Genomic DNA, 12,114 nt, shown 5'->3' on the forward strand with positions numbered 1-12,114 from the left:
GCGTCATCGGGGGCGGCTCCAGTCGCCCGAGGCGCCGCCGGTCTTCGCCTCGACCCTGACGTCCGTGATGACGGCGGCCTTGTCGACCGCCTTGACCATGTCGACGACCGTCAGCGCGGCGACGCTCACCGCCGTCAGCGCCTCCATCTCCACGCCGGTGCGGTCGGTGGTGCGGACGGTGGCGGCGATCTCGACCGCGTCGTCGGCGACGGTCAGCTCGACCCGGACGCCGGAGAGCGCCAGCGGGTGGCAGAGCGGGATCAGGTCCGGGGTGCGCTTGGCGCCCATGATGCCGGCGATGCGGGCCGTGGCGAGCGCGTCGCCCTTGGGCACAGCGCCGTCCCGCAGCAGGCCGACGACCTCGGGCGACACCAGCACCCTCCCGGTGGCCCGTGCGGTGCGCGTGGTGACGGCCTTCTCCGACACGTCGACCATCCGGGCGGCGCCTTGGGCGTCGACATGGGTGAGATGAGGGGCGCTCATGAGGAGCTACGGTACTCCCCGGCTCAGCCCAGCAGCACCACCGTCAGCTCGGTCCCCGGTTCGACCTCGGTCACGTCCTCGGGGATCTCGACCAGCGCGTCGGCGCGGGCGAGGGCGGCCAGCAGGTGCGAGCCGGCGCCGCCGACCGGCGCGACCGTGCCGACCGGCTCGCCCGGGGCCGCCGGGGTGTGGGCGCCGCGCAGGAACTGCCGGCGGCCACGCGGCGAGGACAGCGGCGCGTCGGCGACGAGCCGGGCCCGGACGCGCGGGCGGCGCGGGTCCTGGGCCGGCAGCCCGGCCATGGCCCGCAGCGCGGGGCGGACGAACAGCTCGAAGGAGACGTAGGAGCTGACCGGGTTCCCCGGCAGCGCGAACAGCGGGACGCCGGCCGGGCCGAGCAGCCCGAACCCCTGCGGCTTGCCCGGCTGCATGGCGAGCCTGCGGAACTCGATCCCGGACTCCCGCTCCAGCGCCTCCTTGACGACATCGTAGGCGCCGACGCTGACTCCGCCGCTGGTGACGACGAGGTCGGCGCGCACCAGCTGGTCGTCGAGGACGGCGCGCAGCGTGGCCGCGTCGTCGGCGACGGCCGCCACCCGGTAGGCGACGGCGCCGGCGGCCTGGGCGGCGGCGGTGAGCGCGAAGCTGTTGGAGTCGTGGATCTGGCCGGGCTCCAACGGCTCGCCGGGCGCGGCCAGCTCGCTGCCCGTGGACAGCACGACGACCCGTGGGCGCGGGTGGACGGGGACGGCCGCCCGGCCGACCGCGGCGAGCAGCCCGAGCTGGGGCGGGCCGAGGACGGTGCCGGCGGCGAGCGCCAGGGCGCCGGCCGCCGCGTCGCTGCCGCGCGGCCGGATGTGCTGGCCCGCGGTGACCGGCCGGTGGACGCGGACCTCGGGCCCGGGGGCGCCCGGGACCATGGCGGACGCGGGGCCGCCGCCGGCGCCACCGTCCGTCCACTCCACAGGCACCACGGCCTGGGCGCCTGGCGGGATCGGGGCGCCGGTCATGATCCGGGCCGCCTGCCCAGGGCCGACGGTCGGCAGGTTGCCGTTGCCGGCCGCGATGTCGCCGACGACGCCCAGGACCGCGGGGAACTCCTCGGTGACGCCCTCGACATCGGCGACGCGCACGGCGTAGCCGTCCATCGAGCTGTTGTCGAACGGCGGCAGCGCGGCGGACACGGTGACGTCCTCCGTGAGCACGCAGCCGGCCGCGTCAAGCAGCGGCAGCTCGATGGGCGCGAGCGGCCGGACCGACCGCAGGATGTCCGCCAGATGTTCGTCGACTGACCACATGACGGACAGTGTGTCAGCCACGGCGTCAGTCGAGCGCCGGCATCTCCTCGGCCACGTACTGGCGCAGCCAGGTGCGGAACTCGGGCCCGAGGTCCGGACGTTCGCAGGCCAGCCGGACGATGGAGCGCAGGTAGTCGGCGCGGTCGCCGGTGTCGTAGCGGCGGCCCTTGAAGACGACGCCGTGCACCGGGCCGCCGGGCGCGCCCTTGGCGGTCATGGTCTGCAGGGCGTCGGTGAGCTGGATCTCGCCGCCGCGCCCGGGCGGGGTCTTGGCGAGCACCTCGAAGACGCCGGGGTCGAAGACGTACCGGCCGATGACCGCGAAGTTGCTGGGGGCGTCGGCGGTGCTCGGCTTCTCCACCAGGCCCGTCACGCGCATCACGCCGTCGGTGACGGGCTCGACCGCGGCGCAGCCGTAGAGGTGGATCTGCTCGGGGTCGACCTCCATCAGCGCGATCACGCTGCCGCCACGCTCGGTCTGGACGTCGATCATGGTGGTGAGCAGGGGGTCGCGGGGGTCGATCAGGTCGTCGCCGAGGAGGACGGCGAACGGCTGGTCGCCGACGTGCGGGGCGGCGCAGGCCACCGCGTGGCCGAGGCCCTTGGGGTCGCCCTGGCGGACGTAGTGCAGGGTGGCGAGCGAGGTCGACGCCTGGACGCGGGAGAGCCGCTCCTCGTCACCCTTTCGGCGCAGCGCGTCCTCAAGCTCGTAGTTTCGGTCGAAGTGGTCCTCGACCGGGCGCTTGTTCCGCCCCGTGATCATGAGCACATCGGTGAGACCGGCGGCCGTCGCCTCCTCCACCACATACTGGATCGCGGGCTGGTCGACGACCGGCAGCATCTCCTTGGGGGTGGCCTTGGTGGCCGGGAGGAACCGGGTGCCGAGCCCAGCGACGGGGATGACGGCCTTGCTGAGTCGGGGGCGTGGTGACGTCATGCGGTCACCTTATCCATCTAGTGTGCCTGGACCGAGCACTTTGCAGGTGAATGCAGATGAACGTCACGTTATGAGCAGTTTTGCATTGACTCTGAATGCGTGTGAATGGGACTGATTGGGTACGGTCGCGAATACTTGTGAAGGGAGCGTGGGCGGTAACTGTGGAAGCGAGCCCGGAGATCGCGGCGCAGAAGCGCGAGGTCAGGCGCGACCTGCTGGCGGTGCGCGCCGCCATGGCGGACGACGAGGTGGCGCAGGCGTCGCGTGAGCTTGCGGAGCGTGCCCTCGAACTGCCCGAGGTGGCCGAGGCGCGCACGGTCGCCGCCTATGTGTCGGTGGGGCGCGAGCCCGGCACCGCCTCGCTGCTCGCCACGCTGCGGGCGCGCGGGGTGCGGGTGCTGCTGCCGGTGCTGCTGCCTGACGACGACCTGGACTGGGCCGAGTACGAGGGCGCGGGCCGGCTCGTGGAGGCGGAGCACGCCGGCCGTATCCGGTTGCTGCAGCCGAGCGGCCGGCGCCTCGGCCGGGACGCGGTAACCCAAGCCGACGTGGTGTTGCTGCCGGGCCTTGCCGTGGACTCCCGCGGGGTGCGGATGGGCCGCGGCGGCGGCTCCTACGACCGGGTGCTCGCTCGGATCACGGCGGCCGGCGCGCGTCCGGCGCTGGTGGCGCTCGTCTACGGCCACGAGCTGGTGGACGCGCTGCCGTGGGAGCCTCACGACCGGCCGGTGCAGGCGGCGGTCACGCCCGAGGGCGTGCACCGCTTCACCCCGGTCGAGTGAACCGTTCACGAACGCGCCACCCACTCCGTCAAGCCCGTCACCCGGTCCGTCACCCCGCCCGTCAGCCGCCGGCGTTGGTCGGTGTCAGGGTCAGGGTGTCCTGGCCCCGCTCGGCCACCGCCTCGGCGCTGTGCGGCCACGGCAGGTACTCGCCGTCGGCCCACAGCTCCGTCTGGTCGGTGTAGTTGGCGTGGAAGGCGTGGCCGGAGGCGCCCGACAGGTTGATCCACTGTGACTCGTCGAAGTCGTCGAGGCTGACGATCATCCGCATCGAGGGGACCCAGGTGATGTCGTAGCCGCCGGCCGCGTTCCAGCCGCTGGCGTCCACCGCGTCCGAGCCGCCGGCGAGGTTCCACGGGCCGCGGTTGAGCAGCCACTGCACGGGTCCTGGGCCCTCGGTGCCGAGCGTCTGGTTGTTGAGCATCAGGCGGTGCAGCCGGCCCCAGCTCCAGGTGTCGATGTCCTTGCCGAGCTCGGCGGTGAGCTCCCAGCGGGCGTCGCGCATGGCGCGGGCCAGCAGCTCGTCGCGGTTCTCGGCGGCCTCCTGGGTGCGGGTGGCGGGCGTGGACCACCACTCGTTCTCCGGGTCCTCGAGCAGGCCGCCGACGACCTCGAACCAACGGTCGCCGCCGTCCGGCTGGGCGGTCTCGGGGGAGCGCTCGCCGCACTCGTTGATCAGCCGGGTGCTGCCGTCGAGGTCCTCGATCGGCTGCGACTCGTCGGCCGGGCGCACCAGGAGGCACTGGCCCTCGACGCGCAGCTCCTTGGGGAGCTTGTTGCCGAACGCCAGTTGCAGCAGGTTGCTCCAGACGGCGTTGTAGTAGGCGGCGGCCGGCGAGTCGGCGTCCTGGTTGTAGTCCCAGTCGACGAGCAGGTCCTGGGCCTCGCGCACGTAGGGGTCGGAGATCTCGACGTCCAGCAGGTAGGGCACCAGGTTGCGGGCCATCTCGTTACTGTTGTCCAGCTGGATGGACTGCATGTCGGTCATGGAGATCACGCCGCCGTCGGCGATGGTCTCCTCGATCAGGTCGGCGATCCGCTGGCTGCGGGTGCCGTAGCTCCAGTCGTCCGTGAGCATGTACGGGTAGGTGTCCTCGTCGACCACGGCCTGGTTGGCGGTGACGATGTAGCCGCGGTCCGGGTTGAACTCGGAGGGCAGTTCCTCGAACGGGATGGTGTCGACCCAGTCGTAGGAGGAGTCCCAGCCGGGGGCCGGGTAGCGGCCGTCGCCCTCGCCGCGGATCGGGATGGCGCCGGGGGCCTGGTAGCCGATGTTGCCTTCGGTGTCGGCGTAGATCAGGTTCTGCGACGGCACGGCGAAGTCCGCGGCCGCGGCGCGGAACTCGTCCCAGTTGGTGGCCGCGTTGAGGCCGAAGACGGCGTCCATGGTGCGGGAGGGCGTCAGCGCGGTCCAGCTGAGCGAGACGGCGTAGCCCTCGCCCCGGTCCGGGGCCGCGGCGTCGACCGGGGCGCTGTCGCCGACGCCGGCCAACTGCTCGTCGCGGTCGGAGATGATGGGGCGGCCGTCGACCGTTCTGACGGTGATCTCACGGGTCTCGCCGCCGGCGACGCGGATCTCCTCGGTGCGCGTCTCGTACGGCTCCTGACGGCCGTCGATCTCGTAGTTGCCGTTTTCCAGCTTCTCCAGGCGCAGGTCGGTCACGTCCGCGCCCAGGTTGGTCAGGCCCCAGGCGATGCTCTGGTTGTGGCCGATGACGACGCCCGGCATCCCGGAGAAGGTGAAGCCGGAGACGTCGAACGGGCACTCGGCGCTGACCTCGTTGCAGTGCAGGCCCATCTGGTACCAGACGCCGGGCAGCGAGGGCGCCAGGTGCGGGTCGTTGGCCAGCAGCGGCATGCCGGTGGTGGTGTACTCGCCGGAGACCACCCAGGAGTTGGAGCCGATGCCACTGCCGTCGGGGCCGAGGAGGCTCGGGATCTCGTCCAGGGTGCGGGTGAGGGCGCCCAGCTGGGTCGACACGTCCTCGTACGCGCTCCCGATGCCGGTGGCGTCACCGGTGCCGTCCCCCAGCCCGGTGGAGCCGTCGCCGACGCCGGTGGAGCCGTCCGTGCCGCCGCGACCCGAGGTGCCGTCGTCGGCCGCCTCGGCGACGATCGGGGCGTTTCGCTCGTACGGGTAGGGCGGGTAGAGCTCCTCGATCTCCTGGGGGTCGAGCCGCTGCGCGAGCAGGGCCCGGTCGATCTCCTCCTGCATGTTGCCGCGCAGGTCCCAGGCCATCGCCTTCAGCCAGGCCACCGAGTCCACCGGTTCCCAGGGCTCGGGCTCGTAGTCGTTGACGAGGCCGAGCGCCGCGTACTCGACCGAGAGCTCGGCGCCTTCCCGCTCCTCGAGGTAGGCGTTGACGCCCGCCGTGTACGCCTCCAGGTAGCTCCTGGTCTCGTCGGACAGCTGCTCGTCCCACTCCTGCTGGGCGATGTCGTGCCAGCCGAGGGTGCGCAGGAAGGCGTCGGTCTCGACCTGCTCGGAGCCGAACATCTCCGAGAGCCGGCCCGCCGTCAGGTGTCGGCGCACGTCCATCTCGTAGAAACGGTCCTGCGCCTGCACGTAGCCCTGGGCGCGGAACAGGTCCTCCGGCGTGTCCGCGTACAGCTGCGGTATGCCGTTGGCGTCGCGGACGACGGTGACCTCGGAGGTCAGCCCGTCGATCGCGAGCTCTCCCGAGACCTGCGGGAAGGACGCCCGCACGATGCTGATGCTCCAGTAGGCGCCGTAGCCGACTCCGGCCACGAGCAGCATGACGAGCGCGATCACGATCAGACGACCGCGTCGCCTTGGCTTCTTGGCGGGCATGTCTGTCCTTCACAGGGCAGCTGAGCGATTGGAAGCAACCATAGACATACGGCCACTGAGGTGAGCCTACGGGGAGTCAGCAGCCCGGGCCGCCGCGTTCATATGATGGTAAATTCACCGCAAAGGCGACGATTTGACGTCGCTGTAAGGTGCATCCGGTTCGGATCGCACACCACGGAAAGCACCGCGGAAAACACCACGGATTCGGAAATGTGAGGGCCCGCCGCTGACTGTCGACCGCCTCAACGAGCTGATGCTCGGCTGCGCCCTGGTCCTGCTCGTGGCGGTTGCCGCGGTCCGGCTCACCTCGCGCAGCGGGCTCCCCTCGCTGCTGCTCTACCTGGCGATCGGCGTCATGCTGGGGCGGGACGGCCTGGGCGTCGAGTTCACCGACGTGGAGCTCACCCAGGTGATCGGCTACGCGGCGCTGGTCGTCATCCTCGCGGAGGGCGGCCTCGCCACCCGGTGGCAGGAGATCAGGCCGGCGCTGCCCACGGCGGCCGTCCTCGCCACGCTCGGCGTCGGCGTCAGCGTCGGCGTCACGGCCGCCGCCGCCCACTACCTCGTCGGCCTCGACTGGCAGGCCGCCCTCATCATGGGCGCCGTCGTCTCCTCGACCGACGCCGCCGCCGTCTTCTCGGTGCTGCGCCGGGTGCCGCTGCCGCGCCGGCTCACCGGCACGCTGGAGGCCGAGTCCGGCTTCAACGACGCGCCCGTCGTCATCCTGGTGGTGGCCTTCTCCGAGCACTACGGAGAGGCGAGCTGGTGGGTGCTGTTCGGCGAGATGGCGTTCGAGCTCGCGGTCGGCCTCACGGTCGGGCTGCTCGTCGGCCGGCTCGGCACCCTCGCGCTGCGGGCGATCGCGCTGCCCGCCTCCGGCCTCTACCCGATCGCCGTACTCTCCCTCGCCGTGCTCGCCTACGCCAGCGCCGCGCTGCTGCACGGCAGCGGCTTCCTCGCCGTCTACCTGGCCGCCTTGGTGCTCGGCAACGCCGCGCTGCCGCACCGACCAGCCACCAGAGGCTTCGCGGACGCCGTGGCGTGGATGGCGCAGATCGGCCTGTTCGTGCTGCTCGGGCTGCTGGTCGACCCCGGGGTGCTCTGGGACGACGTGGGGACGGCGCTGATCGTGGGCGGGGTGCTCACGTTCGTCGCGCGGCCGCTTTCCGTGGCGCTCTGCCTGACGCCGTTCCGCCGGCCGTGGCGGGAGCAGGCGCTGCTGTCCTGGGCCGGGCTGCGGGGCGCGGTGCCCATCGTGCTGGCCATCATCCCCGTCGTGGCGCACGTGCCGGACAGCGACCGGATCTTCGGCGTCGTGTTCGTGCTCGTGGTCCTCTACACGCTGGCGCAGGGGCCGACGCTGCCGTGGCTGGCGCGGCGGCTGCGGATCGGGGAGGGCGAGAAGACGGTGGACGTGGACATCGAGTCGGCGCCGCTCGAGCGGCTGCGCGGCCACCTGCTCTCGGTGTCGATCCCGCAGGCCTCGCGCATGCACGGGGTCGAGGTGGCCGAGCTGCGGCTGCCGCCGCAGGCCGCCGTCACGCTGGTGGTCAGGGACGGCGCCAGCTTCGTGCCGGGGCCCACCACGGTGCTGCGGCGCGGCGACGAACTGCTGGTGGTGGCGACGGACGAGGTGCGGGAGGCGGTGGAGCAGCGGCTGATCGCGGTGGGGCGGGGCGGCAAGCTGGCCGGCTGGCTGCACCCGGAGTGGCGACGGCGGGCGGCGTGAGCGCGGTCGGGGTCGGGGGCGGCAGTGGACTTCCGCACCCGGAATGTTGCACGATGGACCGTCGTTAGCACTCCATGACCATGAGTGCCAGGAGGAGTTCGTGCCGACTTATCAGTATCAGTGCACCGCGTGCCACGAGGGTCTCGAGGTGGTGCAGAAGTTCACCGACGACGCACTGACGGTGTGCCCCAGCTGCCAGGGGCGGCTGAAGAAGGTGTTCTCGGCGGTCGGCATCGTGTTCAAGGGCTCGGGCTTCTACCGCAACGACAGCCGCAGCACCTCGTCGTCCAGCAGCCCGGCGTCGTCGTCCGGGAAGTCGGGTGACAAGGGCGGCAAGAGCGGCGACACGGCGTCGACCTCGTCGTCCTCCGCCTCGTCCTCGTCCTCGTCCTCGTCATCGACGTCTTCCTCGACGGGGTCGGCCACGAAGAGCGCCGGCAGCACCGCCTCCGCCGCATGACGGGCCCGCGGGCGGAGATCGGGGTCATCGGCGGCTCCGGCTTCTACTCGTTCCTCGACGACGTGACCGAGGTCACGGTCAACACCCCGTACGGGGCGCCGAGCGACTCGCTGTTCGTGGGCACCATCGCCGACCGCGAGGTGGTGTTCCTGCCCCGGCACGGGCGCGAGCACCACCTGCCTCCGCACCGCATCAACTACCGCGCCAACCTGTGGGCGCTGCGTGCCCTGGGCGCGCGGCAGGTGCTCGGCCCGTGTGCCGTGGGCGGGCTGCTGCCCGAGCACGGCCCCGGCACGCTGCTGATCCCCGACCAGCTGGTGGACCGCACCAGGAGCCGGGCCAACAGCTACTTCGACGGCGAGCCCCGGCCGGACGGCGCGCGGCCTGGCGTGGTGCACGTCTCGCTGGCCGACCCGTACTGCCCCGAGGGCAGGAAGGCGGCGCTGGCCGCCGCCGCGGGGCGCGGCTGGGAGGCCGTCGACGGCGGCACCATGTGCGTCATCGAGGGCCCGCGCTTCTCCACCAGGGCCGAGTCGCGCTGGCACGCGGCCCAGGGGTGGTCGGTGGTCGGCATGACCGGCCACCCGGAGGCCGCGCTCGCCCGCGAGCTGGAGCTCTGCTACACGTCGCTCGCCCTGGTCACCGACCTGGACGCGGGCGCCGAGGCCGGCGAAGGCGTCTCGCACGCCGAGGTCCTCGAGGTCTTCGCGCAGAACGTCGACCGCCTGCGGGACGTCCTCTTCGACGCCGTCGCCGCCCTGCCGGCGACCGAGAGCCGCGCCTGCCCCTGCGCCACGGCCCTGGCGGGCCAGGCCACGGGCATCGACCTTCCGTAGCGGCGGCCCTCGGCGCCCGCCCGGACGGTCACCCGCCCCGGACGGCGTGCGTCCTTTTTCGGGTGCCGGCGGCAGGACGGGGCCTAGAAGGCCGTCCGCTGGCCGGACTCCAGGGAGAGCAGGAGCCGCTTGCGGGCCAGGCCGCCGAGGCCGAAGCCCGTCAGGTCGCCGGACGCGGCGAGCACCCGGTGACAGGGCACGATGATCGGCACCGGGTTGGCGCCGTTGGCCGCGCCCACGGCGCGGGCAGCGGTGGGGCGGCCGAGCTTGCTGGCCAGCTCGCCGTAGCTCAGGGTCGTGCCGTAGGGGATGGTGACCAGCCGCTGCCAGACGCTGAGCTGGAACGGCGTGCCGGCGGTGGCGATCCGCAGCGCGAATCCGGTGCGGTGGCCGGCGAAGTAGGCCGCCAGCTGGTCGGCCGCTTCGCGGAACGCGGCCGGGGCGGCGGTCGAGGCCGGATCCGGGCGCCGGTCGGCCAGCAGGTCGATCCTGCTGAGGGTGCCCTCGGCGTCGCCGCTGAGCAGCAGCTCGCCGAGGGGGGACGGGATGACGGTGTGGTGCGGGCGGGCCCCGGGTGTGCGGGGCTGGAAGCTGACGACGGACATCTGATCCACTCTCGGCCCTTCCGGCCCCGGGCGCTAGCGGCAATCGGACATCGACCCCCATGGGGTGACGAGGTTATCCACAGGCGGTGGGTTGTCCACAGGCGCGGGCGGGCTTCGTCGTGCCCGGTCACGGTGGCGGCATGAACTCGATTCAGGACCCGCCCCGTCCCACCACCAGCGCACCGGCGCCCCGCCCCGGCGGCCGGGCCGTGCCGGAGTTCGCGCCCGTGCGGCCCCGGGGCGGCAGACACCGGCTGCGCCGCGCGCTGCGGCGGCGACGCCGGCCGGTGGCCCTGGCGTTCGCCGCCGTGTCGGCCGCACTCGCCCTGGCCGTGCCCTGGCCGCAGGAGCCGACCGAGCGGCCGGGCGAGGCCGCACGTGGGGCTCGCGAGGGCCCGGCACCCGGCGCGGGCGAGCGGGAGCCGGCGGATCTGGTGGCGGCCCCGGTGCGGATCGCCGACGCGGCGGCGGTCCGGCTGCTCAGCCCGGGCGACCGGGTTGACGTGTTGGCGGCGAGCGCCGAGGCGGCCGAGGGTGGCGGCGCGGCGCGGGTCGTCGCCCGGCGGGCCCGGGTGGCGGAGGTGCCGGACGGCGCGGGATCGCCCCCGGTGGACGGGGGTGCGGGCGGGGGCGCCCTGGTGGTGCTCACGGTCTCCCCGGAGACCGCGGCGAAGCTGGCAGGCGCCGCCGCCGAGTCCGAACTGGTGGTCGCCCGATGGTGAGTCCCGTTACCGCTTGCGAGGGGCCCGACTGGACAGCGTCCCCACCACTGATGCAGCGTGTGGCGCGCGAACAGTGTGGAATCGGCCAGGCCGACGAATCCGGCGCGGCCGGGGAGAGGTGGAGCGGTGAGCGAGGGGAGGCAGGGCGTCGTGGCCGGGGTCACGGGCGTCCTGGGCGGCTTCAGGGACTTCCTGATGCGCGGGAACGTGGTGGAGTTGGCGGTCGCCGTCGTCATCGGCGCGGCCTTCACCAACATCGTGAACGCGATGGTGGAGGGCGTGATCAACCCGGTGGTCGGCGCCTTCGGCACCCGGGACCTGAGCGCCTACGAGCTCTGCCTGCGGGGCGACTGCGCGGGCGACTCCGGGGTCGCGATCCGCTGGGGCTCGGTGGTGAGCGCCACGTTGACCTTCCTGATCACCGCGGCCGTCGTCTACTTCCTGATGATCCTGCCGCTCACCCGGTTCGTGGCGCGGATGAGGCGCAAGGAGGAGACGGGGGAGGTCGCGCCCCTGCCCACCGAGCTCGACCTGCTGACCGAGATCAGGGACGAGCTGATCGCCAGGCGCACCGGCCGCCCGGTGGCCACCGTGGGCGCGCAGCGCTCCGGCGAGACGGAGCCGCCGGCCGGCCCGGCAGCCGGGCCCGTCAGGGAGTAGCCGCCGCCGGTTGCGCCGGGCTGCGGCGGACGTCAGAGGTGGTGCGGCGGCTTCTCGTTGATGAAGCGGGCCAGGTCGCCCGCCGAGTCCTCCGGCGGGTGCTCGCCCCAGCCCTCGTCGGCGTCGTCGGCCGAGCGGCGCTCCAGCGGGTCGTCGAAGACCAGCCGGCTGACCGGCGGTTCGGTCCGGTGTCCCTCGGGAGACGGCGTGCTGCTCATGGCCCCAGGGTACGGCTCGGGCGGCAGCCGCTCCCCGGCCAGGGCCTCGTGCCACCACAGGTCCCGGCCCGGAGTCCAGGGCACCGGCCTGGACTGCTGCGGGACCACGACGACCGAGCGCACCCCGGGGCACCTGGCCAGAGCCCGGTCCAGGCCGGCCTTGACCTGGATGGGCCGGCCCTCTCCCTGGCAGGAGTCGGCGGTTATCACCACCCCGGTGCCCGAGCTGTCTATCCGGTGGCGGACGTAGCCCTGGTGGTCGCCTATGGGGAGGGTGATCCGCTGGGCGTCGAGGCGGATGCAGGCCAGGGTGACCACCACCGACTCCAGGCCCATGGGAAGGAGCACTGCCACGGGATCGCCGCCGCGCACCCCGAGTCTGGTCAGCATGCGGGCGGCCTGCTCACCCTGCCGCAGGAGTTGGGCATGGTTGAGCACATCGGCCGGGCGGAAGCCGCCACCCGTGCCGTGTTGATCTCCGGACATGAACGCCAGCCTCGTTGGCCGGTATTGATATCGGATAAACGTTCGCTGGACGCGGGTGTGGAACCGCCTCGGGCGGGGAAGGGGGC

General features: G+C 73.0%; 12 protein-coding genes. 6 read left to right on the plus strand and 6 right to left on the minus strand.

The features are described 5' to 3' along the window. Positions 1–3 precede the first annotated feature (3 nt). From moaC to galU, 3 genes are read right to left on the minus strand one after another with little or no spacing between them, the layout of a single operon-like run. A complete protein-coding gene (gene moaC, locus E1265_RS24685) occupies positions 4–483 on the minus strand; it encodes a cyclic pyranopterin monophosphate synthase MoaC (RefSeq protein ID WP_132933207.1) in 480 nt (159 codons plus the stop codon). A 23-nt stretch (positions 484–506) separates the two neighbouring features. After that, positions 507–1,781: a gephyrin-like molybdotransferase Glp gene (gene glp, locus E1265_RS24690; protein ID WP_132933208.1), complete on the minus strand. Its 1,275-nt coding sequence runs from the start codon at positions 1,779–1,781 to the stop codon at positions 507–509. A 25-nt stretch (positions 1,782–1,806) separates the two neighbouring features. Then, positions 1,807–2,718, minus strand: coding sequence for a UTP--glucose-1-phosphate uridylyltransferase GalU (gene galU / locus E1265_RS24695; RefSeq protein ID WP_132933209.1), 912 nt, complete (start codon positions 2,716–2,718; stop codon positions 1,807–1,809). A 161-nt stretch (positions 2,719–2,879) separates the two neighbouring features. Between galU and E1265_RS24700 the strand changes: the two genes are divergently transcribed. After that, positions 2,880–3,500 (plus strand): 5-formyltetrahydrofolate cyclo-ligase, encoded by a 621-nt coding sequence (locus tag E1265_RS24700; protein ID WP_279571459.1) that lies wholly within the window; start codon positions 2,880–2,882, stop codon positions 3,498–3,500. Between the two features lie 61 nt (positions 3,501–3,561). Here E1265_RS24700 and E1265_RS24705 read toward each other — a convergent pair whose 3' ends face one another. Next, on the minus strand, positions 3,562–6,312 hold the full coding sequence (locus E1265_RS24705) for a penicillin acylase family protein (protein WP_132933211.1): 2,751 nt from the start codon (positions 6,310–6,312) through the stop codon (positions 3,562–3,564). A 253-nt stretch (positions 6,313–6,565) separates the two neighbouring features. On the opposite strand from E1265_RS24705, the gene E1265_RS24710 reads away from it, so the two are divergent. From E1265_RS24710 to E1265_RS24720, 3 genes are all read left to right on the plus strand, one after another. Continuing rightward, positions 6,566–8,041: a potassium/proton antiporter gene (locus tag E1265_RS24710; RefSeq protein ID WP_132933212.1), complete on the plus strand. Its 1,476-nt coding sequence runs from the start codon at positions 6,566–6,568 to the stop codon at positions 8,039–8,041. A gap of 100 nt (positions 8,042–8,141) precedes the next feature. Further along, complete coding sequence (locus tag E1265_RS24715) at positions 8,142–8,501, plus strand: FmdB family zinc ribbon protein (RefSeq protein WP_132933213.1); 360 nt, start codon at positions 8,142–8,144, stop codon at positions 8,499–8,501. Further along, positions 8,498–9,337 (plus strand): S-methyl-5'-thioadenosine phosphorylase, encoded by an 840-nt coding sequence (locus tag E1265_RS24720; RefSeq protein ID WP_132933214.1) that lies wholly within the window; start codon positions 8,498–8,500, stop codon positions 9,335–9,337. The genes E1265_RS24715 and E1265_RS24720 overlap by 4 nt, the downstream gene beginning before the upstream one ends. Positions 9,338–9,420: 83 nt before the next feature. Here the strand turns inward: E1265_RS24720 and E1265_RS24725 are convergent, their stop codons facing one another. After that, a complete protein-coding gene (locus E1265_RS24725) occupies positions 9,421–9,942 on the minus strand; it encodes a methylated-DNA--[protein]-cysteine S-methyltransferase (protein WP_132933215.1) in 522 nt (173 codons plus the stop codon). Positions 9,943–10,082: 140 nt separating this feature from the next. On the opposite strand from E1265_RS24725, the gene E1265_RS24730 reads away from it, so the two are divergent. Both E1265_RS24730 and mscL read left to right on the plus strand, forming a co-directional pair. Continuing rightward, positions 10,083–10,664, plus strand: coding sequence for an RcpC/CpaB family pilus assembly protein (locus E1265_RS24730; protein ID WP_132933216.1), 582 nt, complete (start codon positions 10,083–10,085; stop codon positions 10,662–10,664). Between the two features lie 126 nt (positions 10,665–10,790). Continuing rightward, positions 10,791–11,324, plus strand: coding sequence for a large conductance mechanosensitive channel protein MscL (gene mscL / locus E1265_RS24735; RefSeq protein ID WP_279571460.1), 534 nt, complete (start codon positions 10,791–10,793; stop codon positions 11,322–11,324). Positions 11,325–11,356: 32 nt separating this feature from the next. On the opposite strand, the gene E1265_RS24740 is transcribed toward mscL, so the two are convergent. Continuing rightward, entirely contained in the window at positions 11,357–12,028 is a 672-nt protein-coding gene (locus tag E1265_RS24740; RefSeq protein ID WP_132933217.1) for an AMP-binding protein, read from the minus strand. Positions 12,029–12,114 lie beyond the last annotated feature (86 nt).

This window comes from Streptomyces sp. 8K308 (assembly GCF_004348315.1).
GTDB lineage: Bacteria > Actinomycetota > Actinomycetes > Streptomycetales > Streptomycetaceae > Streptomyces.